This is a genomic window from Mesorhizobium sophorae (assembly GCF_002270415.1).
Classification (GTDB): Bacteria; Pseudomonadota; Alphaproteobacteria; order Rhizobiales; family Rhizobiaceae; genus Mesorhizobium; species Mesorhizobium sophorae.
The window spans coordinates 569,585-591,911 of the sequence record NZ_NNRI01000007.1; the positions used below are offsets into that span (position 1 = coordinate 569,585).

18 protein-coding genes are annotated in these 22,327 nt (G+C 63.7%); 13 read left to right on the plus strand and 5 right to left on the minus strand.

Features of this window, described 5'->3' with window-relative positions:
* The first annotated feature begins 59 nt into the window (after window positions 1-59).
* Window positions 60-1,826: a hypothetical protein gene (locus CGZ66_RS07120; protein ID WP_245331036.1), complete on the plus strand. Its 1,767-nt coding sequence runs from the start codon at window positions 60-62 to the stop codon at window positions 1,824-1,826.
* On the opposite strand, the gene CGZ66_RS07125 is transcribed toward CGZ66_RS07120, so the two are convergent.
* The 3 genes from CGZ66_RS07125 to CGZ66_RS07135 all read right to left on the minus strand — a co-directional run bounded on the left by CGZ66_RS07125 (window position 1,811) and on the right by CGZ66_RS07135 (window position 5,180).
* Window positions 1,811-2,518 (minus strand): SDR family NAD(P)-dependent oxidoreductase, encoded by a 708-nt coding sequence (locus tag CGZ66_RS07125; protein WP_095082930.1) that lies wholly within the window; start codon window positions 2,516-2,518, stop codon window positions 1,811-1,813. The genes CGZ66_RS07120 and CGZ66_RS07125 overlap by 16 nt on opposite strands.
* 191 nt (window positions 2,519-2,709) lie before the next feature.
* Window positions 2,710-4,335, minus strand: a complete 1,626-nt coding sequence (locus tag CGZ66_RS07130) for a 5-guanidino-2-oxopentanoate decarboxylase (RefSeq protein ID WP_095082932.1) — start codon at window positions 4,333-4,335, stop codon at window positions 2,710-2,712.
* On the minus strand, window positions 4,332-5,180 hold the full coding sequence (locus tag CGZ66_RS07135) for a dimethylarginine dimethylaminohydrolase family protein (RefSeq protein ID WP_095082934.1): 849 nt from the start codon (window positions 5,178-5,180) through the stop codon (window positions 4,332-4,334). Before CGZ66_RS07135 ends, CGZ66_RS07130 begins: the two co-directional genes overlap by 4 nt.
* Window positions 5,181-5,400: 220 nt before the next feature.
* On the opposite strand from CGZ66_RS07135, the gene CGZ66_RS07140 reads away from it, so the two are divergent.
* The 8 genes from CGZ66_RS07140 (at window position 5,401) to CGZ66_RS07175 (ending at window position 12,091) form a co-directional block, all read left to right on the plus strand.
* Window positions 5,401-6,213 (plus strand): ABC transporter ATP-binding protein, encoded by an 813-nt coding sequence (locus CGZ66_RS07140; protein WP_095084306.1) that lies wholly within the window; start codon window positions 5,401-5,403, stop codon window positions 6,211-6,213.
* Between the two features lie 54 nt (window positions 6,214-6,267).
* Window positions 6,268-7,062 carry a transporter substrate-binding domain-containing protein gene (locus CGZ66_RS07145; protein ID WP_095082937.1) on the plus strand — a complete coding sequence of 265 codons (795 nt, stop codon included), beginning with the start codon at window positions 6,268-6,270 and terminating at the stop codon, window positions 7,060-7,062.
* Between the two features lie 160 nt (window positions 7,063-7,222).
* Window positions 7,223-7,936, plus strand: a complete 714-nt coding sequence (locus CGZ66_RS07150) for an ABC transporter permease (protein ID WP_206073704.1) — start codon at window positions 7,223-7,225, stop codon at window positions 7,934-7,936.
* The gene (locus CGZ66_RS07155; protein WP_095082939.1) at window positions 7,936-8,745 is read left to right on the plus strand and encodes an ABC transporter permease; all 810 of its coding nucleotides are present in this window, start codon (window positions 7,936-7,938) and stop codon (window positions 8,743-8,745) included. The genes CGZ66_RS07150 and CGZ66_RS07155 overlap by 1 nt, the downstream gene beginning before the upstream one ends.
* Before the next feature lie 91 nt (window positions 8,746-8,836).
* Window positions 8,837-9,838, plus strand: coding sequence for an Ldh family oxidoreductase (locus CGZ66_RS07160; protein WP_167392072.1), 1,002 nt, complete (start codon window positions 8,837-8,839; stop codon window positions 9,836-9,838).
* Between the two features lie 243 nt (window positions 9,839-10,081).
* On the plus strand, window positions 10,082-10,363 hold the full coding sequence (locus tag CGZ66_RS07165; protein ID WP_095082943.1) for a hypothetical protein: 282 nt from the start codon (window positions 10,082-10,084) through the stop codon (window positions 10,361-10,363).
* Window positions 10,364-10,557: 194 nt separating this feature from the next.
* Complete coding sequence (locus tag CGZ66_RS07170) at window positions 10,558-11,010, plus strand: DoxX family protein (RefSeq protein WP_095082945.1); 453 nt, start codon at window positions 10,558-10,560, stop codon at window positions 11,008-11,010.
* 103 nt (window positions 11,011-11,113) lie between these two features.
* Window positions 11,114-12,091, plus strand: a complete 978-nt coding sequence (locus tag CGZ66_RS07175; protein WP_095082947.1) for a complex I NDUFA9 subunit family protein — start codon at window positions 11,114-11,116, stop codon at window positions 12,089-12,091.
* A 12-nt stretch (window positions 12,092-12,103) separates the two neighbouring features.
* On the opposite strand, the gene CGZ66_RS07180 is transcribed toward CGZ66_RS07175, so the two are convergent.
* A complete protein-coding gene (locus CGZ66_RS07180; RefSeq protein WP_095082949.1) occupies window positions 12,104-13,471 on the minus strand; it encodes a cytochrome P450 in 1,368 nt (455 codons plus the stop codon).
* A 212-nt stretch (window positions 13,472-13,683) separates the two neighbouring features.
* Between CGZ66_RS07180 and CGZ66_RS07185 the strand changes: the two genes are divergently transcribed.
* The 4 genes from CGZ66_RS07185 (at window position 13,684) to CGZ66_RS07200 (ending at window position 20,741) form a co-directional block, all read left to right on the plus strand.
* Window positions 13,684-14,253 carry an NADPH-dependent FMN reductase gene (locus CGZ66_RS07185; RefSeq protein WP_095082951.1) on the plus strand — a complete coding sequence of 190 codons (570 nt, stop codon included), beginning with the start codon at window positions 13,684-13,686 and terminating at the stop codon, window positions 14,251-14,253.
* A gap of 88 nt (window positions 14,254-14,341) precedes the next feature.
* On the plus strand, window positions 14,342-16,972 hold the full coding sequence (locus tag CGZ66_RS07190; RefSeq protein WP_095082953.1) for a caspase family protein: 2,631 nt from the start codon (window positions 14,342-14,344) through the stop codon (window positions 16,970-16,972).
* 145 nt (window positions 16,973-17,117) lie between these two features.
* Entirely contained in the window at window positions 17,118-19,589 is a 2,472-nt protein-coding gene (gene gyrB / locus CGZ66_RS07195) for a DNA topoisomerase (ATP-hydrolyzing) subunit B (protein WP_095082955.1), read from the plus strand.
* Window positions 19,590-19,829: 240 nt separating this feature from the next.
* Complete coding sequence (locus CGZ66_RS07200; protein WP_095082957.1) at window positions 19,830-20,741, plus strand: hypothetical protein; 912 nt, start codon at window positions 19,830-19,832, stop codon at window positions 20,739-20,741.
* A 92-nt stretch (window positions 20,742-20,833) separates the two neighbouring features.
* Here the strand turns inward: CGZ66_RS07200 and CGZ66_RS07205 are convergent, their stop codons facing one another.
* A complete protein-coding gene (locus CGZ66_RS07205) occupies window positions 20,834-22,312 on the minus strand; it encodes a hypothetical protein (RefSeq protein WP_095084308.1) in 1,479 nt (492 codons plus the stop codon).
* Between the last annotated feature and the right edge of the window lie 15 nt (window positions 22,313-22,327).

The following is a 22,327-nucleotide window of genomic DNA, read 5'->3' on the forward strand; positions in this document are numbered from 1 at the left end:
TGCCGCGTCTCTACATCGGGTCACCGGCCTTGTTCTGCTTTTGCGGAATGGCGATCTTGATGGCCGTCCTCTGGTCCCTAGGCTTCCAGCTCAACGGCGACGTGGACGACCTGGTCAAACTGCATGAAGTTCGCACCTTGCTTGAGACGGGCAACATCTTCGACCGGTTGCTGCCCGGTGTTGCCCAGCCAGAGCCCTATGTCTCGCATTGGCCATGGATCGTGGACCTGCCCTATGCCGCCTTTGCGCGTCTGCTGATGCCGTTTGCCGGCTTCGAGCCGGCGCTGACGATGGCAAGCTTTGCCGTGCCGCTGCTGCTGCTTGCGCCCGCGCTCTATTTCTACAATCGGCTGGTGATCGCAGTGGGCTTTGCCAACCCGGCCGTTGCATTGCCGCTGGCTCTGATCTTTGCCGCGCGCAGCTTTTTCGAATATGCCCCGGGACGGATCGACTACCACAATCTGCAAATTCTGCTTCTGCTCGCGGCCCTGGTCTTGATGTTGTCGCAGAACCGCTTCGCTGCCTTCATCAACGGGCTGCTGGCGGCCTTGGCGCTTGCCATCAGCGCCGAGTTCGCACCGTTCTATGCGCTGGTGATGGCGGTCTATGCCTTTGACTGGATCTTCGGCCGCGAACGGGGTGCCGACAGGATCGCTGGCTTCGGGCTGGCATTGGCCCTGGGCGTGCTCGGGCTGTTCGCCACGATCGTGCCGCCTTCAGCCTATTCCGCCATCAGATGCGACACCTATTCGACACCGCATGTGACGGCACTCGTCGCGGCCGGGCTTTCATTTGCCATGGTGCCGTTGCTTGTTGGCCGGCGCGGCGGATGGGCGACGCGGATAGCGATCTTGCTGGTGTTCGCGTCCGCCAGCGCGGCGGCGCTGGTGGTGTTGTTCCCGCAATGCCTGGCCGGCCCTTATGCTTCGCTCGACGCCTATGTACGCGACAACATGCTCAACAGGATCCCTCAGGAACTGAGCCTGTTCCGGCGCCCTGATTTCGTTTTGTCGGACAGCTTTCCCAGCATGGCGTTGCTGTTCGTCGGCGCGCTCGCCCCGGCAGTCATCTGCCTCAATCCGCGGAGCCGAAGCCGGCCGCTGGTCATCCTGTCGCTGTTCTCGCTGCTCTCGCTGGGGCTGGCGATCGGCTATTTCCGCTACTTTCGCTATCTTCCGGTTTTTTCCGGCATCGGTCTGACCTTCGTGCTGGCGAGTTTCCTGCCACCGGATGCGGGACTGGGGCGCTATTTGAAATCACGCGTGCCGGTGGCGTCGCCAAGATACGCGTTGATCCTACCCGGTCTGGTTCTGTCCGCGGCGATGGCGCTGTACCAGTTGTCGGCAAGACCATCGCAGGCAGCCATTCCAGCCGCCGAGTTCGCCGACAGCTGCGATCTCAGGCACATTGAGCCGCGACAGGGTTGGCCGGCAGGCGCCGTCGTTCTGACGCCACCGTTGATCGGAGCGCATTTTCTTGCTCTTGCCGAAGGTCCCAAGGTGGTGACAATCCCCAATCACCCGTCGGCTCAAGGGATCGAACGGAGCTATCGCTTCCTTGATCCCTCGACCGCCGACCCGCGCACGTTTCTCGATGCGTCCAAGGCGACACATGTCGCCCTTTGCGGGTGGAGAGGCCCGCCGTCGCTTGAACTCGAAAACACCTATCCATTCGCGGCAGCGCTGATGGAGGGCCACCCGCCGTCATGGCTCAAGGAGTGTCCGACGGATGCTTCCTCGCCGCTGCGGCTCTACAGCTACCGCAACGCCGACGGATCGGAAGCCACCTGCCCTGTTTCGACGGTTTCTGCTCAGGCCCTGCCGTAGAGCGGCACAAGCGTTCCGCTCATCGCCTGATTGGCTGGCGAGGCGAGATAGGCGATGGCTTCGGCGGCCGCTTCGAGACTGACCCATCTGGTGACATCGGCATCCGGCATATCGGCGCGGTTTGCCGGCGTATCGAGCGTCGATGGCGCCACGGCATTGACCAGGATGCCCTTACCTTTCAACTCCTCGGCCATCGCCACCGTCATCGCCGCTACCGCGGCCTTGCTGGCGGCGTAGGCAACCATGCCGCTGCCGCGCCGCGGGTCGAGCCCGGCGCGCGCCGTGACATTGACGATGCGGCCCGCGATGTCAGACGCCAGCATCGAGCGCACCGCCGCGCGGCAGCACAGGAATGCGGTGCGTGCGTTGGTGTCCATCATCTCGGCAAAGGATGCCGACTCGATCTTTTCCACCGGTGCCGCGGTGAAGCCGCCGGCCAGGTGGATCGAGCCCCACAGACCTGGAACCTGGCTGTAGAACGCCTCGACCTTGGCGGAGTCCGAGAGATCGACATTGTGCACCAGCTTGACGCGGTCGTGCTCGGCAAAGGGGAAATGCCCGGGCGCCGCGGCATGGGCATTGGGCACATGGCAGATCGCGCCCTCACTCAGCAGTTTGCCGACGACCGCACCACCGAGCGCCCCGGTGCCTCCGGTCACGACAATGTGCCTGCCTTCAAGTGTTTCCGTCATCCTGGACCGCTCCTGTTATTTTTTTGATTGTGTCGCTTGTTACGCCGCCCGACGCTGAGCGTCGCGCCTTTCGCACCATCACTCAACTGATATCTCGACATGGCAGTTGTTGCGTCTTTGCATGCATCAGCCTGTCGGCCAGCCGGGTCCATGCCGGCTGAGACACATGAAGCACGTTGCGCCGCCACTCTTCAGTCGACAGTGATTTCGATGACGCGCGGCAGTCCGGTTGCCCGGGCGCGTTTCAACGCGTCCGCCAAGGCGTCGATATCGGCAAGCCGTTCGGCGCCAAGGCCATAGGCTTCGGCCAGCTTGCAGAAATCCGGCGGCGCCGGTGACACGCCGACCGGCTCGACGCCGACATCGAGCATCGAGGTTTCGATCTCGCGGTAGCCGCGATTGTTCCAGACGACGAAGATGACCGGTGCCTGGGCATCAAGTGCTGCGCCCAATTCCGGTAGCGTGAACTGGAAGCCGCCATCCCCCGTGAGGCAGACGACCGGCGCATCGGGCACGGCAAGGGCGGCTCCGATCGCCGCCGGCGGGCCGTAGCCGAGCGCGCCGAAGCCGGTGGCGGCATTGAACCAGCCGCCGGGGCGATCATGGTCGTAGTAGAGATTGGCGGCATAGATCGGCTGCGTCGAATCGCCGACGATGAGCGCGCCTGGTAATGCGTCGCGGATCACTTCCACGGCGCGCACCTGCGACTGCATCGTCGAACTGATCTCGGCAAAGGCCGCCTCTCGTGCTGCGGTGGCGCGTGATGGTCCGCCCTCGCTTGCCGGGACATGGCTGATTTCCGGCAGCAGCGCTTCGAGCGCCTCGGCGCAATCGGCTTGAATCGAAATCGTCGCCGGGCGGCGGGCCAGCTGGTCCGCGCCGATATCGATGCGGATCAGATTGGCGGGCAGGACGAACCCGCCATCGCTGTAGCCGTCATAGTCGGTGGGGCCGAATTCGGTGCCGGCGGCAATGACCAGATCCGCTTGCGCCATCAGCGCCCGCACTGCCTTGAGGCTTGGACTGGCCGGCACGCAAAGCGGATGGGCATGCAGGAGGCCGCGCGCATTGGCTGTCTCGACGACCGGCGCGCCCAGCTGTTCGGCCAGACGCCGCAATGGCGCTTCGGCGCGTTTGGCGCCGCCGCCGGCCAGGATCAACGGAGTGCGCGCGGCGGCGATGAGTTTGGCCGCGCTGGCAATTGCCGCGCCGGACGGCGTGGGCGGTGCTGCATTGCTCAGCATGGCGGTGATGCCATCCGCCGGCTTGACCATGACGTCGGTCGGGATTTCGATATGGACCGGACCGGGCCGGGCCGATGAAAACAGCGCGAAGGCCTGCGCCAATGCGCCAGGCAATTCACTGGCCTCGGTGACCCTGAGCGAAGACAGCGCCACCTTCTCCATCATGCCGCGCTGGTCGGGCAGTTCATGCAGATGGCCCAGGCCCTTGCCGAGCGTCGGCGTTGCGTTGACGCCTGAGATCACCAGCATCGGCACCGAATCGGCACGCGCCTGCCCCATGGCGGTGATGGTGTTGGTGAGCCCCGGTCCGGTGATGACGAAGGCGACGCCCGGCCTACCGCTGGCGCGCGCATAGCCGTCGGCCATGAAGCCGGCGCCCTGCTCGTGACGCGGCGTGACATGGCGGATCTTCGAGCGCGCAAGCCCCCGGTAGAGTTCCACCGTGTGCACGCCGGGAATGCCGAAGACCGTGTCGACGCCATGGGCTTCGAGCAGCGAAATGAGCGCCTCGCCGACAGTCGTCCCTATGGTGTTCCCGGGGGTGGTCTCAGTCGTGGTCCCAATGGTGGTCATTGGCGCAGCACCGGTCGCGTCAGGCAGGTCGGGCCACCCTCGCAAGCGATGCACAGCGCATCCGCCTCGAAGGTGGAAACCGTGCAGCCAGCCGCCTGCATGGCAGCCGCGGTCCTGGGGAAGCCGGCGACGGCGATGACCTGGCGCGGGGCCGTCGGCAGCACATTGAGGCTGAGCCCGTTGGAGGCATAGAACTCTTCGGCATCGCCTTCGACCAGCGTGATGCCGCGGCCCTTCAGCATCTGGTAGAAGGCGGCCGGCAGCAGAGGCGCGTAGACCAGTGCCAGATCGTCGGCAAGCGGACTGATCACCGACATCAGGTGCAGGCAGGCTTCCTCGCCGTGCCAGAGCGGCAGATCGAAGCCAAAAACCGAAATACCCTTTGGCGACAGCAGGTTGGCGAGCTGCTGGATGCCATCCTGGTTGGTGCGCACGCCACGGCCGACGGCCAGCGTGTTCGCATCCACCCAGACGCAGTCGCCGCCTTCCACCTGGCCCGGATCATCGATGCGGCCGAGGATGGGAATGCCCAGGCGCTTGTAGGCGGCTTCGTGCAGGCCGGGCTCAGTCCGGCGCAGCGCCTTGCCCATGGCAAGAATGATCGCGCCGTGATCAGTCATCAGCGAAGGATCATGGGTGAAGACCGAATCGGCCAGCCCGTCGTTGGCATCCGTCAGCCATTCGACCTCGGCGCCGGAGGCAGAAACCAGCTGCGTCAATCGCTCATGCTGGGCAGCGGCTCTTCCCGGCTCGAAGCCCGGGCCGTAGTGCCACTCCTGCGCCCTGGCATCTCGCATGGCGCTGGCGGCGGACCGCATAAGCACGCGTTTCAGCGGTCCGGCCATGGACTGCGACCCGTATGATTTTCCCACTCAATTCTCCCGACACGTCCGTTGCCGCCACTAACCACTACGGCAAGCTGTGATCAATAGTCCAAAAACCATGGTTGACGGAGGCAAGCGGAACGGTCCATCTTGAGAACGGGAACTCTGTCCAGTGACGGGTAATGGGTAAAAGAATCCAGCAGCGACGGGCTCGACCACTCCTCGGAGCGTCGAAGAGATGATGGCGCAAAGCGCCGTCCCCGTACTGAAACACACGGCGCAGGACGGCGCCGCCGAAGCCATCCATGTCGAGAACCTGCACAAGCGGTTCGGTGAGCTGCATGTGCTGAAAGGCGTCTCGCTGTCGGCGCGCGACGGCGAGGTCATCGCCATCATCGGCGGCTCGGGTTCGGGCAAATCGACATTGCTGCGCTGCATCAACTGCCTGGAGAACCCGACCAGCGGCATCATCCGCGTCAATGGCGAGGAGATCAAGCTGAGGGCCGACAGCCACGGCCACACGGTTCCGGCCGACCGCAAGCAGATCGAGCGCATCCGCTCCAAGCTCGGAATGGTGTTCCAGAACTTCAACCTGTGGAGCCACATGACGCTGATCGAGAACGTCATCGAGGTTCCCGTGCATGTGCTTGGCGTCCAGCACGATGTGGCGATCCGCGAGGCCGAGAAACTGCTCGCCCGCGTCGGCCTGGCCGAAAAGCGCGACGTCTATCCGGCCTATCTGTCGGGCGGCCAGCAGCAGCGCGCCGCGATCGCCCGGGCGCTGGCCATCAATCCGCGCGTCATGCTGTTCGACGAGCCGACTTCGGCGCTCGATCCCGAACTGGTCGGCGAAGTGCTGAAGGTGATCGGCGACCTGGCGCGCGAAGGCCGCACCATGGTGCTGGTCACTCACGAGATGAAGTTCGCCCGCGAGGTCGCGACGCATGTCGTCTATCTCTACAATGGATTGGTCGAGGAAGAAGGACCGCCGGAGCAGATCTTCGGCGCGCCCAGATCCGAAAGGCTCAAACAGTTCATCCGCAACGTCGGCTAGGACAGGCCGAGACGGAAGAAAACCGGGAACCAACAACAAACTGGGAGTCGTGAAATGAAGACTGTTCTGAAGACATTTGCCGCAGCGCTGCTGCTGGGCGTCGCCGCCATGGGCGTGGCCAAGGCCGATCCGGTCAAGATCGGCGTCGCCGCCGAGCCCTATCCACCCTTCACCTCGCCGGATGCTTCGGGCAAGTGGGTTGGCTGGGAGATCGATTTCATCGACGCCGTCTGCGCCGAAGAGAAACTCGACTGCGTCATCACCCCGGTTGCCTGGGACGGCATCATCCCGGCGCTGACGACAAAGAAGATCGATGTCATCGCCAGCTCGATGTCGATCACCGCCGAGCGCCAGAAGACGATCGACTTCTCCGACAAGTATTACAACACGCCAACCGCGATCATCGGTCCCAAGGACCAGAAATTCGGGCCCGCGCCCGCGGACCTCAAGGGCAAGGTGGTCGGGGTTCAGGTGTCGACCGTGCATGCCGTCTACGCCAAGAAGCACTTCACCGAGGCGGCCGAGATCAAGGAATACCAGACCCAGGACGAGGCCAACAACGATCTTGCCGCCGGCCGTCTCGACGCGGTGCAGGCCGATTCCATCGCGCTTGGCGAATTCCTCAAGTCGGACCAGGGCAAGGCGTGCTGCGACCTCAAGGGCATGGTGGCTCCGGACGATGAAGTGCTCGGACCGGGCGTCGGCGCCGGCGTGCGCAAGGAGGACACCGAGCTGAAGGACAAGATCAACGCCGGCATCAAGGCCATCCGCGCCAACGGCAAGTATGACGAAATCTCGAAGAAGTACTTCGATTTCGACATTTACGGCGGCCCGACGCAGTCGAACTGACGTCGTCCACGCATGAGCAAAAACCGCACGGCATCGCGCCGTGCGGTTTCGCCGGAACCTGTCCACGCACGCTTTCCGCTGACGAAAATTGACAGCGGCTGACGCCAGCAATTCGGGGACGACGCTGATCGACGCACTTCTTTCGGCCTCCGCGGCCGGCATCATCGAGCTTCTCTCGCCCTACCCGCCGGGCTGGGGCGGAGCTCTCTTGGTTGGATTGCTCCACTCGATCGAGATCGCGCTGGGCGCCACGTGCCTCGGCCTTCTGATCGGCACCGGTGGCGCCTATGGCAAGCTCTATGGCGGGCCGGTGGTACGCGATCTCCTGGCCGTCTACACCACCATCGTGCGCGCCGTGCCCGAACTGGTGCTGATCCTGCTGCTGTATTATGCCGGAACCGACCTGATCAACCAGGCGCTGACGGCAATGGGTTATCAGCGCGTCGACATCAGCGGCCTTGCCGCCGGCATCGCCGTGCTCGGATTTGTCCAGGGGGCCTATTCGACCGAAGTGATACGCGGCGCGATCCTGGCCATTCCGCAAGGCCAGATCGAAGCCGCCCGCGCCTATGGAATGTCTCCCGGCCTGCTGCTGCGGCGCATCACCTTGCCGGCCATGCTGCCCTTCGCCATACCGGGCCTCGCCAATCTCTGGCTGATCGCCACCAAGGACACCGCGCTGCTGGCGGTCGTCGGCTTCTATGAACTGGCGCTGGCAACGCGGCAGGCCGCGGGCGTCACCAAAGCCTATTTCACCTTCTTTTTCGCCGCCGGCGTGCTCTATCTGCTGCTGTCGCTGTTTTCCAATCTGATCATCGGCCGTATCGAGGCCTGGTCGCGGCGCGGCATGCCTTCGCTCAAGGAGGCGCGCTGATGACCGGTGAAACGGCCATTATCAATATCGTCGCGCGAACGTCGCTGTGGTTGCAGCCGCACCGCATTGTGCTGATCCTTGTGGCGTTGGGGCTGGTCCTGGGGGCCACCTTTTTCATGCGGTGGGACTGGCTGCCGCAGTATTATGAAATGGGATTGCTGGGCATCTGGCGCTCGCTGTGGATCCTGGCCGTCACCTGCGTGCTGGGCTTCCTGCTCGCCGTGCCGCTGGGGCTGGCGCAGGCGACCGGCTCCTTCTGGTTCGCCGCACCGGCCAAGGTCTTCTGCACGGTGATCCGGGGCACGCCGCTGCTGATCCAGCTTTGGCTGCTCTACTACGGCCTGGGCTCGCTGTTTCCGCAATATCCGTGGATCCGCGAATCTTGGATGTGGCCGTATCTGCGGCAAGCCTGGCCTTATGGCGTGCTGGCACTGACCTTGTCTTTCGCCGGGTATGAGGGCGAGGTGATGCGCGGCGCCTTTGCCGGCGTTCCCAAGGGCCAGCTCGAGGCCGCCCGCGCCTTCGGCATGACCCGCTGGAAGACATTTCGGCGCATCTGGCTGCCACAAGCGTTCTATCGTGCGCTGCCGACGCTGACCGGTGAAACCGTGCTGCAATTGAAGTCGACGCCGCTGGTGGCAACGATCAGCGTCATCGATATCTTCGCCGTTTCGTCCAAGGTGCGGCAGGACACCTACCTGACCTACGAACCCTTGCTGCTGCTGGCGCTGATCTACATGACGATCACCGGCATCCTGGTCTTCGCCTTCAGCAGGATCGAGGCGCGGATCCCCAACAAGATCGGCTAGCGAGCAGCCAGCAGCGAATAGCGGGTAGAAGCGGCGCGCCGCATCCTCTATTCACTAGCCACCACTCCCTACTCGCTTAGAGGCAGCCATGATGCAACTCAGTCTCGACCAGGCAAAAGGACTTTGCCGGATGGCGGCGCTTGGCGCCGGCGCCAATGAGGAAGCGGCGCAATCGCTCACCGCCTCTATCATCGCCGCCGAGTCGGAAGGGCTTTCGACCGTCGGGCTGTCGCATTTCATCGATTATCTCGAGGCGCTCGAAGCCGGACGCATCGACGGCAATGCCGACCCGGTGATCACCCGGCCGGCGCTGGCGGTCTATCTCTCCGACGCGCGCGGCGGGCTGGCGCATACCGGCTTCGACCGCACCATCGACGACCTCGCCAAGGCGGCAAAGCTGTTCGGTGTCGCCATCTTCTCGCAGAAGAATGCCTATACATGCGGCGCGCTCGGCTACTTCACCGGCAGGCTGGCAGAACTTGGGCTGGTGTCGTTCGCTGCCACCAATGGCCCGGCGGTGCTCGCCGGCTCGGGCTCGGTCAAGCCGGTCTACTGCACCAACCCGATGTCGTTTGCAGCACCTGCCGCCGACGGCGCGCCGCTGGTCATCGACCAGTCGTCGAGCGCTACCGCCTTCGTCAACATCCGCAAGGCGGCGGAAGACGGCAAAAAGATCCCCGAAGGCTGGGCGCTGGATGCCAGCGGCAACCCGACCACCGATCCGGCCGCCGCCATGAAAGGCGCCATGCTTGCCTTCGGTGGCCAGCGCGGCGCCAACATCGCGCTGATGGTCGAAGTGCTGGCGGCGGGCCTGTCGGGCGCCAACTGGTCGCTCGATGCGCCATGGTTCACCGGCGGGCCGGACAGTCCAGGAACCGGGCTGTTCGTGCTTGCCGTCGAGCCCAAGCTGCTCGATCCCGATTTCGAGCAGCGCATGAAGGACCAGCTCGACCGGCTGCGGCGGCGCTTCGGCGTGCATGTGCCCGGGCGTGCCCGGGCCGAAGCCGCCGAGAAGGCGCAGGCGCGGGGCATCACCGCGCCAAAGGCGGTGGTGCAGCGCATTTCCGAATTCGCCGCACGTTATTCTTCCTGAATAATCCGCTTATTTATCAGCTAGTTATCTGAAGACTGCCCGCCCAAGGCGAGCTGCGGTGCAAATTTTCTTTGCGTGCTGCTGAACCTTTCCGCGCATCGCAGCGACCCAGCTATGTCCAGGGCAAGGCGAGCTTGCCCGATCCACACCGAGGGGAACAGCAAACCGAAGAGAAAGCCTGTTTTACGCAGGGGATGTCCCTTTGCGCCTCGAAAACCCACCCAAAATCAAAAGGAAATTGCCATGACCAACACCAAGCTCACCATGCTGACCGCCGTCCTTCTTCTCGGCTCGTTCATGGGCGCCACACAGGCTGCCTCCTTGAAGGCCGCGCCGGTCAAGCCGTCCGCGCCCGGCGTGATCACCGCTCCGAGCGGCGGCGCCACCGAGGATCATTACTGCAAGAACGGCCATGCAAAATTCGCCAACTGCAGCGCCGATTTCATCGCGGCCTGCAAGAAGGTTGGCGGCACCATGTCGGATGTCCAGGGCTGGGGTGGGCGTACTTGCTTCACGCCCTCCTGATACCGTCCCAGGTCAGGCCGCTCCGTCGGCCCCTGGCTTCGCATGATGTCACCCGGAAAACCCCGCTGCGGCGGGGTTTTCTGTGTTTCGTTCTATGACGCCAAAACATGATGATGAAAGTTAACTTTTGTTAACTTGACTTGATGGGAGCCATCGGGCGTTTGCAAAGGACTATCACAAAAACAGGAGCTACGATGTCCGTGACCACTGACGCCTCCCGCGGCAAGCTGATCGTTCCAGTGCTTGGCCGCCTGTATTCGTCGCTGCATGACGCCGGTGAAACCGCTCTTCGCGTCGTCGCCGGTGCGTTCCTCGCCATCCATGGCTCGCAGAAGATCACCAATCCTTTCGGCGCCGCCGAAATGGTCGAGGGCCTCGGCTTCTATCCCGGCGCCTTGTGGTCGTTGCTTCTGGCCTGCACGGAATTCTTCGGCGGCATCTTCATTGCCATCGGCCTTTTGACGCGGCCGGCCGCCTTTGCTGGCCTGTTCGTGCTGCTGGTCACTGTCTGGTTCCACTGGGTCACCATGAGCCAGGGCTTTTCGGGTGCCGAGAAGTCGCTTTTGTGGGCCGCGATCCTGCTCTTCTTCGTCATTCGAGGCGGCAACCGCCACTCAGTCGACGCCCGCATCGGCAAGGCGTTCTAACAGATCGAAACAGGGGTGACGCGACCACGCGTCGCCCTTTGCCTTTGGCGCGAAACGGATTATGAAACGGCTTCAGCCAAGCTTGCGAGCGCCGGAGCCAGCCATGACCGAAATCCTGCAGACCCCAAAGCTCGTCGTCGTCTTTGGCGGGTCAGGTTTTGTCGGCCGCCATGTCGTGCGCGCGCTGGCCAAGCGCGGCTATCGCATCCGGGTCGCCTGCCGGCGGCCCGATCTCGCCGGCCACCTGCAGCCGCTCGGCAATGTCGGCCAGATCCAGCCGGTGCAGGCCAATGTGCGCGTCCGCTGGTCGGTCGACCGCGCCGTGCAAGGTGCCGACCATGTCGTCAATCTTGTCGCCATCCTGCATCAGAGCGGCCGGCAGAAATTCTCCACGGTGCATGAGTTCGGCGCCAGCGCGGTGGCTGAAGCGGCGCGCGCCGTCGGCGCCGGCCTCACCCATATTTCAGCGCTTGGTGCCGATCTAGACTCCGGATCGGACTACGCACGCACCAAGGCACTTGGCGAAAAGGCCGTCCTGGAGACGATCAGGGACGCCGTGATCTTCCGGCCGTCGATCATTTTCGGACCGGAGGACAGCTTCTTCAACCGCTTCGCCAATATGGCGCGCTATTCGCCGGTGCTGCCGCTGATCGGCGGCGGGCAGACCAAGTTCCAGCCGGTCTATGTCGGCGACGTCGCCGAAGCCGTGGCGCGCTCGGTCGACGGCAAGGTCGATGGCGGCCAGATCTACGAGCTTGGCGGCCCCAAGGTGCTGACCTTCAAGGAGTGCATGGAAGAACTGCTAGACGTGACCGAACGCAAGCGCCTGCTGGTGCCGGTGCCGTGGTGGGTGGCGAATATGCAGGCCTCGATCCTCGGGCTCCTACCCAATCCGCTGCTGACCAAGGACCAGGTGATGCAGCTGCGCGAGCACAACATCGTTTCGGACGCGGCGGCCAAGGCTAACCGGACATTGGTCGGGCTCGGCATCCAGCCGCAATCGATCGCCACGATCCTGCCCAGCTACCTCTGGCGCTTCCGCGCCGCCGGCCAGTTCCAACAGCGCAAGCCCGCAGCATAAGTCAGTGCATCCCTAGCGCGGCGTGACCTGCATCGGCAAACCGCCTTGCGGCTGCGTGGTCAGCTTCTGCACCGGCCAGGGTTTCGTCTCGGCCGTGGTGTCGAAGCGGAAGCGCGCCAGCATGATGGCGAGCGCGATGATCGCCTCCTGCATGGCGAAGCTGGCACCGATGCAGACGCGTGGGCCCGCGCCAAACGGCAGATACTGGAAGCGATCGATCTTCTCGCGGTTTCCCGGGTGGAAGCGCTCCGGCACAAAGGCGTCAGGGCGGTCCCACAGCTTCCTGTGGCGATGGACGACCCACGGCATGACCAGCACCGCGGCGTATTTCGGGATATAAAGATCCTTCCACATTTCCGGTTCGATCGGCTCGCGATTGATCGACGGCGCCGGCGGATAGAGCCTGAGCGCCTCGTCGAAGGCCGCGCGCGTGAACGGCATTGCGTCGAGCCATTTCGTCGGATCGGGCTCGCGCGCCAGCACCCGGTCGATCTCCTGCTCGACCCTGTCGCGCTCCCATGGCGATTCCGCGAGACAGTAAAGCGTCCAGCCGAGTGCACGCGCCGTGGTCTCGTGGCCGGCACCGATGAAGGTGATGATGTTGTCCTCGACCTCGGCCCGCGTCAGCCCGTCGGGCCCCTCAGCCTTGAGCAGCAGCGTCAGGAAATCCTGCGGCACGGCATCGGGGTCGCGCTTGAATTTCTGTTCGCGCAGCTTGACCGTGCCGGTGACGATCTTGCGGAAATAGGCCATGGTCTTGCGACCACGGATGCGGGTGAGCCGTGGCAGCCAATCGGGCGCGCGCAACAGGTCGAGCGGATCGACGCGGCCCATGGTCTCGAACAGCCGGTCGATCTCATTGGCAAAACTGCCCGGCTGGCCAGCGATCTCGCCGGAAAATAGCGTCTCGGCCAGGATGTCATAGGTGAGCAGCGTCATGTCATGGGCGATGTCGGACGTGCCGCCACCCTCGTAGCGGGCGACGAACTCTTGCGTGCGCTTGAGCATCGGCTCGGCGAAGCCGAAGATGTGGCGCGGTGTGAACACCGGCGCCATCGCCTTGCGCGAACGCTTCCAGACCTCGCCCTCGGCGGTCAGCAGGCCGTCGCGCAGGATCGGCCGCAGGATCTTCTGGCGCACCGTCGCCATCTTGTAGTTCTTGGCATTGTCGACCAGCACGTGGCGGATGAGGCCGGGATCGTTGGCAACGACCAGATGTCCACCAATGCCATTCACCGAAATCCAGGGCTCGTTGTAGGTATGCTCGCCCCACAATTCGAGCGGGTTGCGGTAGACGATGCGGATCATCTCCAGCGTCGAGGGCGGCGTCGTGCGCGGCTTTGGCGCCGGGGGAACGAAGGGGGCGGGCTGGACGTCCATGGAGTGCTCCGCTGATACCTCAATGTAGTGGCTGGCAATCCAGGCGTCCATGTGACCGAAACGCAGACCGAAACCTCAGCGCCCAAGACGCGAACTTAGAGAGTCTGTTCATCTGATCGTGACCGCTGCGCCGGCGACCTCGCCTTGTCCCCAGGGACGCTCTGCCGTAGGTGACAGTCACCAACAGATACCGCTAATCGAAGGAGCCCGCCTTGAAGCACCAGTTGAACATCATCATCGGCAGCACGCGGCCCGGCCGCGCCGGACCGGTTTTCGCCGAATGGCTGGAGGCATTCGCGCGCGAGCACGGGAAATTCGACCCGGTGCTGACCGACATTGCCGCGTTCAATCTGCCGGTTCTGGACGAGCCGCATCACCCCAAGCTCGGCAACTATCAGAACGACCACACCAAGGCCTGGTCGAAGGCGATCGATGCCGCCGACGCCTTCGTCTTCGTGGCGCCGGAATACAATTATTTCGCCGCTCCGGCGATCATCAACGCGATCGACTATCTCGCACGCGAGTGGAAATACAAACCCGCCGCCATCTTCAGCTATGGTGGCGTCTCCGGCGGCCTGCGCGCGGCGCAAGCGCTCAAGCCGCTGCTGACTTCGGTGGGCGTAATGCCAATCTCCGAAGGGGTTTCCTTGTCGCTCTATCAGAAACTGCTCGAGCATGACGGCTCTTACCGGGCCAGCGAGCAGGTGCAGGGCGCAACCACGACCATGCTGGACGAGCTGTTGCGCTGGAGTGAAGCCCTGAAGCCGATGCGAGCAGCCTGAAGGAGCCGGTTTTCGGCCCAAAGCCCGGCTTGCTCGCGCCATAAAGAGGTGGAATGGTTGGCGAACAACTGAGCCGGGGCGGTTCGACTTGCGCTTGCTGTTTGCCTTGCTGCTGACGCTTACGACCACCGCCACCGCGGTGGCGGAGCGGCGCGTGGCGCTGGTCATTGCCGATGACGACTACCGTCTGGTCAGGCCGCTCGCCAATCCGATCAATGACGGCGAGGCAATGGAAGCGTCGCTGAAGAAGCTCGGCTTCGAGGTCGTTCTCGAAACCAACCGTGATCTCCGACGCATGCGCCGCGCGCTCGACGATTTTCGCGAGGATGCGAAAGGCGCCGACGTGGCGCTGGTCTACTTCTCCGGCCATGGCGTCGAAATCTCAGGCGACAACCGGCTGCTGCCGATCGATGCCGACGCCTCTTCGCTCGATGCGCTGCAGAAGACCAGCCTGCCGCTGGAGGAAGTGCGCTACACGGTCGCCGCCACCGCAAGGGTCGGGCTGATCGTGCTCGACGCCTGCCGCAGCGATCCCTTCTCGGGAAGCAGCAGCGAAGGGCGCGGCGCGACCTCACTGGCAAAGGATGTTGCCGACAAGGTCAAGCCGGGACTTGGCCGGATTGGCCGCGCGGAAAATATCCTGTTCGCCTTCTCGGCCGCCCCCGGCGAGACGGCTGCCGACGGAACCGGCCAGAATTCGCCGTTTACGACGGCACTGACCAAATATCTCGGCACCGACGGTCTCGAGATCCGCTCGGTGCTGACTTTGGTGCAGCAGGAGGTCTATGACCTGTCGCGCGGAAAACAGCTGCCTTACGTCGAGAGCGGCCTGCCCAAACTGTTCTTTGCCGCGGCGGCCAAGGAACAGCTGCCGGAGCGCGAACGCCTGCTGCTCGCCATGGCCGACGTGACGCCGGACATGCGCGGCCAGGTCGAGCAGATCGCCAGCGACGCCGACATGCCGCTGGCGCCGCTCTATGGCGCGCTGATTGGTTCCGACACCGGCAATTTGTCAGCGGACAGCCTGAATACCCGGCTGCGTGAAGCGGCCGACGCCTTCGTCAAGGTGCGCGGCGAGATGAAGACGCTCGCGGCCGATGATCCGCGAGTGACGGAATTGCGTCGGCAGGCCGAAGAGCAGCTGTCGCTCGGCGCCTTCGACGCAGCGCAGGCAAAGCTGGCGGAAGCGGCCAATATCGACGAGGTGTCGCGCAACGCACTGAAGGTGAATTTCGTCGACCGCACGCTGTCGCAGGCCGCAACGGTATTCCTGTCGGCAGGCGCGGCGCGCGCCGACCTGAACTATGCGGCAGCCATCAACGGCTACGAATTCGTGCTGGCGCTGTATGGCGAGGCCGGGCAGACCTCACTCAGCCTGGAACAGGCCGACCGCCAGAGCCGCACGCTGGAGGAACTCGGTACCCTCTATACGACGGTTGGCAATGTCGAGGCGGCCGGCCGCGCCTTTTCCGCACTTTTGGCCAACCTCGAGCAGCGGTCGCTTCAGGAAACCGATCCCAGCGTCAAGCGCGATCTCGCCATCAGCCATATCAAGCTCGCCAACACAAGGATGGCGCAAGGCGACCTGCCAACCTCCCTGGAAAACTATGAGGCGGCCAGGGACATGCTGCAGGACCTGACCACGAGCGTGCCGGACAAGAAGGACTGGCTCGGTGATCTTGCCATGGCCAACGACAAGATCGGCAACGTGCTGGCGACGCAAGGCGATGTGCGCGCCGCGGCCCAAGCCTATCAGCAAAGCCTCTCGATCAAGCAGCAGTTGGCCGATGCGGAGCCGGGCCGCGCCGATCTGCTCAGTGATCTGACAATCACCTATGACGAAATCGGCGACCTTGCCCGTACTGCCGGTCAGTTGGATGGCGCCCAGACAGCGTTGGAAGAGAGCCTGAGAATTCGGTTGGCGCTGGCCGAGAACAAGCCCGATGACACGCGGCGCCAACGCGCTGTCTCAGTCAGCCAAACCAAGATCGGTGATCTGCTGCGGGAGCGCGGCGACGCCGCCGGTGCGCTCGTAGCCTTCAACAAGAGCCAGGCGATCGCCGAAGACTTGGCGCGCCGCGACCCTAACAATACCGACTTGAAGCGCGACCTGTCGATTGGTTACTCCAAAATCGGCAATGCTTACAGCGACCAGAAGGATTGGCCGCTCGCGCTGGAGGCCCACCAGCAGGCGCTGGCCACGGCGCGCGACCTTGCCGCCATCGATCCCGGCAACACGGACTGGCAGCGCGACCTGTCGGTGTGCCTCGAGCGGGTCGCCGAGGTGCTTAGGGTGCAAGGCAATGCCAGCGGCGCCCTGCAAAACTATCAGGACAGCCTTTCTATTGCCGACCGGCTGGCCAAGCTGGATTCTGCCAATTTGAACTGGCAACGCGATATTTCGATCACCCTGCAGAAGATCGGGTATCTGGAAACCGACCGACGTCACTTTGAGGGTTCCAAGGCGGCCTTCGAGGCCAGCCTCGCTATTGCCCAGAAATTGGCCCAGTCCGATCCGAACAATGCGATCTGGCAAATCGATCTGGCGCGCGCCTACGTCGCCTATGCCTATGTGGCGAGGGATCCGAAGGCCGCGCTGACCACGGCGCTCAACCTAACGCTGGAGCTCGACCGCACGGGGCGGCTGGCGCCCGGAGACAAATTCATGATCAAACATTTGCGCAGCCTTCTCGCCAAATCCGGCGCTCGAAAAAAATAGCCGGCTGCCGGCTCGGGATTCACCCCGGAAATGCCTGCAAACCTTGGAAAAACCGCCTTTAGCGCCTATATCTAGACAATATCAGAGGCGCGATTCGGTGCCGATTTTTAGCACCGTGCAAGCGGCATCCAGACAACAGGTTTTCATGAGCGATCAGATCGACAACAACAACGGCGCTGAAGCCGAATACGGCGCCGATTCCATCAAGGTTTTGAAGGGGTTGGATGCTGTCCGCAAACGCCCCGGCATGTATATCGGCGACACCGACGACGGTTCCGGCCTGCATCACATGGTCTACGAGGTGGTCGACAACGCTATCGACGAGGCCCTGGCCGGTCATGCCGACCTCGTCACGGTGACGCTCAACCCCGATGGTTCGGTCACCGTGATCGACAATGGCCGCGGCATTCCGACCGATATCCACACCGGCGAAGGCATTTCCGCGGCCGAAGTGATCATGACGCAGCTGCATGCCGGCGGCAAGTTCGACCAGAATTCCTACAAGGTGTCGGGCGGCCTGCATGGTGTCGGCGTCTCGGTGGTCAACGCGCTTTCGGCATGGCTGAAGCTCAAGATCCGCCGCAACGGCCAGATCTTCGAGATGAGCTTCACGCACGGCAATGCCGACGCGCCGCTGAAGGCCACGGGCAGCTACGAACAGCACAAGGTTGCCGGCACCTATGAAGGGCGCAGCGGCAGCGAGATCACCTTCTTCCCGTCGGCCGAAACCTTCACCATGGTCGAATTCGACTTCGGCACGCTGGAACACCGGCTGCGCGAACTCGCCTTCCTGAATTCCGGCGTGCGCATCGTTTTGACCGATGCCCGCCATGCCGACATCGTGCGCCACGAGCTGCACTATGATGGCGGGCTGGAAGAGTTCGTCAAATATCTCGACCGCGTCAAGAAACCGCTGATCGACAAGCCGGTCGCCATCAAGGCCGAGCGCGACGGCATCACCGTCGAGGTGGCGATGTGGTGGAACGACAGCTACCACGAGAACGTTCTGGCCTTCACCAACAACATCCCGCAGCGCGACGGCGGCACCCATCTGGCCGGTTTCCGCGGTGCGCTGACCCGTCAGATCACCGGCTATGGCGATTCCTCGGGCCTGACCAAGAAGGAAAAGGTCTCGCTGATCGGCGACGACTGCCGCGAAGGCCTGACAGCGGTGCTGTCGGTCAAGGTTCCCGATCCAAAGTTCTCGTCGCAGACCAAGGACAAGCTGGTCTCGTCGGAAGTCCGTCCGGTTGTCGAAGGGCTTGTCAACGAAGCGCTCGGCACCTGGCTGGAAGAACACCCGAGCGAGGGCAAGGTGGTCATCGAGAAGGTGATCCAGGCCGCGGCGGCGCGTGAAGCCGCGCGCAAGGCGCGCGACATCACCCGCAAGAGCTCGCTCGGCGTCACCTCGCTGCCCGGCAAGCTGGCCGACTGCCAGGAACGCGACCCGGCGAAATCCGAAATCTTCATCGTCGAGGGCGATTCCGCCGGCGGCTCGGCCAAGGGCGGCCGTTCGCGCCAGAACCAGGCGATCCTGCCGCTGCGCGGCAAGATCCTCAATGTCGAACGGGCCCGCTTTGACCGTATGCTCGGCTCCGACATGATCGGCACGCTGATCACCGCGCTCGGCACCTCGATCGGCAAGGACGAGTTCAACGCCGACAAGCTGCGCTACCACAAGATCATCCTGATGACCGACGCCGACGTCGACGGCGCCCACATCCGCACCTTGCTGCTCACCTTCTTCTTCCGGCAGATGCCGGAACTGATCGAGCGCGGCCATCTCTACATCGCCCAGCCGCCGCTCTACAAAGTGACGCGCGGCAAGAGCTCGCAATACATCAAGGACGAGAGCGCCTTCGAGGAGTTCCTGATCGGCTCGGGGCTCGAAGAAGCATCGCTTTCTCTGGGCTCGGGCGAAGTTCGCACCGGACAGGATCTGCGCAGCGCCATCGACGACGCGCTGGCGGTGCGGCAGCTGATCAACGGGCTGCACACGCGCTACAACAGAGGCGTGGTCGAACAGGCGGCGATCGCCGGCGGGCTCAACCCCGACGTCTTCACAGACCTCGGCCGCGCCGATGCCATGGCGGAGCGGATTGCAAAACGCCTCGACATCATCGCAGAGGATACCGAGCGCGGCTGGACCGGCCGCATGTCGACTTCGAACGAAGGCGTCGGTGGCTATGTGTTCGAGCGTACGGTGCGCAGCGTCAAGGAATACGCGCATCTCGACCTGGCGCTGATCAATTCGGCCGATGCACGGCAGCTCGACCGCTACGCACAGCGCCTCAGCGAGGTCTACGGGACGCCGCCGGTGCTGCGCCGCAAGGATGTCGCCGAAACCATCTCGGGGCCGCTGGCGCTGCTCAACGCGGTCTTTGCGACCGGCCGCAAGGGCCTGACCATGCAGCGCTACAAGGGTCTCGGCGAGATGAACGCCGAGCAACTCTGGGAAACCACGCTCGACCCGAATGTGCGGTCGCTGCTGCAGGTCAAGGTCAATGACGCCACCGACGCGGACAGTCTGTTCTCGCGGCTGATGGGCGACGAGGTCGAGCCGAGGCGGGAGTTCATCCAGGACAACGCCTTGTCGGTCGCCAACCTGGATATTTGATCTCCCCGGATATTGATCTCCGGCATTGGCGCGCTGCGGCGCGCCAATTTGTTCCATCCGAGGCAAACAAAATCATTTCATAACCCGCCGGAACGGAAGTCCCCGAGGGACATTGTGACAGTATCGATCACAATTTCTCACAGGAGGCCTTCATGGGACGCGGTATCTTGCTCTGGCTACTTGGAATCCCGATTCCAATCATCATTCTGATCATGCTTTTCGTACGGTAGGGGGAAATTCATGCAGTCCACCCTATCGGCTGTCGACGTTTCCGCTTCCACTGAATCCTCCACTCCTGCCGTCAGCTGGGGACCGATCATCGCCGGTGCCTTCGCGGCCTCGACGTTGACCTTGATCCTGATGCTGCTCGGCTCAGGGCTCGGTCTCACCATCGTGTCACCCTGGTCGGGCTCAGGCGCGTCGGTCACCACCTTCGCGGTGTCCACCGCGATCTGGCTGATCGTCGTGCAATGGCTGTCCTCCGGTGTCGGCGGCTACCTTGCAGGGCGCCTGCGCACCAAATGGGTCGGCATCCATACCGACGAGGTCTATTTCCGCGACACCGCCCACGGCTTCCTCGCCTGGGCGTTGGCCACTTTGCTCGTCGTCGGGGTGCTTGGCTCGGCCCTGTCCACTGCGCTGGGGTCCGGCGTGCAGGCGGTCTCGACCGTTGCCTCGGGCGCCGTCATGGGCGCGTCGGCCGGTGCTTCCGCCGGCGGCGCTTCGACCGACAATGCGACATCGTATCTGGTGGATTCGCTGTTCCGCCCGGCCGATGCGGGCAAGCTCGCAGTAGCCAATCCGGACAGTAATGCCGCCGCGGTCGGGCAAGCCTCGCGCATCCTGATCGCCGGCGCTGCTGCCGGCGAGATTTCGGCGGACGACAAGACCTATCTGTCGCAACTGGTCGTTGCCCGCACCGGTCTGTCCGAGGCCGACGCCAAGGCGCGTGTCGATGCTCTTGTTGCGAAGGTCGAGGACGCCAAGGTCAAGGCCAAGCAGGCGGCTGACACCGCCAGGAAGGGGAGCGCGACCTTTGCGCTGCTTGGTGCGCTGTCGCTGGCCATCGGTGCCTTCATCGCAAGTGCTGCGGCGGCCCTCGGCGGCAGGCAGCGCGACGACGAGGAGGCGGTGTTTCTGACCGGCCGCTGATTCTGGGGCCGAAGCAAATCAATCCACTCCGGGCCAAGCCCGGAGTGGATTTCTGTTTGAATTGCCATGCAGCGCGGTGGGATCTCTCTGTTCTATCGTTTGGCAGTCGCCGGCGCTTGGCTTGGCTCCAGCTTACGGCCAAGATCCACAGCGTCGCGCAGCACGGCAAGATGCGTGCGCGGCACAACGCCGGCCGACGCGGCGACCTCGACGCCGGTTGCCGCCAGCGACCAATAGAGCGTGTGCGTGAAGATGCGGCCGAGGGAGCCGCGCAGCTCGACCTGGACGTTCTCCACGCCGGGGCCGAAATTCTCGGTCATCGGCCCGGAAATCGGGTCGCCGGTCAGCCAGCCATTGCCCCTGTCGAAGATGTTGGTCCATCGCGTTGCGGCAAACACCGCGCCATGATGCACCGCCCGTTGCGGTTTGCCTGACGGACTGCGCCCTTCCTGATAGAGGATAGTGCCTCCGGCTGCGGCCCCTTCGGCGATTGGCGGACAGGCTGAGAGCAGGCGCTCTGCGATGCCGCGCCGGAACTCGGTGAGGTCATACGTCACCAGAAACTCGCTGTGGGTCAGCGGACTGCCGAGCGTGACGAAATCGCTGATCTTCCATGGCAGCGGATGGTCGGCATCTTTCGTGCGCAGCTGTCGGTAAAGCTCCCACTGATCACGCCGCAAACCGGCGAGGTCGTCCAGCCTATCGGGCCACGCGGAACCGTCGGAACTGAGCGTCGCCTTGTCGATGGCGCGGATCGCTTTGAGTTTCGCCTTGTCGCGGATGGCCTCCAGTTTTCGGGGCCTGAAATCGGCCCACAATATCTGCAAGAGATCATAGGCGATCATCGATCCCAGACTGTGCGAGACGAGCACGATCCGGTCGTAGGTATCGTCCAACATCAGGCGCTTCAGCAGCCTGAGGCCACGCTCGCGGATCAGCGCGCGCTTCTCGACTGTCGCCGCTTCCGCGCGCACATAGGCGGCGACATCGCCGAAATAGGGAAGGCCGAACCGGTCGACCGACCAGATGACGAATGAGGCCAGGATCGTGACGAGCACGCCGGCGGCCCAGGACATGTAGCCTTGCCAAACCGACGTCGCCAGCGCCAGCGTCGCGCACAGGACGACGATGACCGCAAAGAGGGTGACGAGATAGAGCTTGCGGGCGTCGCGCGGAATGTCGGCGGGCTTGCGCCACAGCAGGTTCGTCACCCAGGCCGCGAGCCGGCCCCGTGTCGTGCCTTGCGTGATGTCGGCCCAGTAAAGCTCGTAGAAATCGGTGCGACGGCCATCGACATCGTAAGGCGTCGTGATGCGGCGAAGTTCGTACGAATTTGTCCGGCTGTCGGGTGTGATCCAGCTCTGGTTGATCTTCGCGCCGGCGGGGTCGACCGGATCGGCGACATGGGCATAAAACGGCGCACGGGCGGGGTCATGGCTCCAGACCGCCTGAACAAAGCCCCGCAGCGTATCCATGGGCCGCTGTTCGCCCATGCCATGCACGATCACCACCGCCTGGCTGAGCTTGCGCGGCGCTTTTGGGGTGGCCTGCGATGCGATGGGGTCGGGCACCAACGTCTCCGTTGA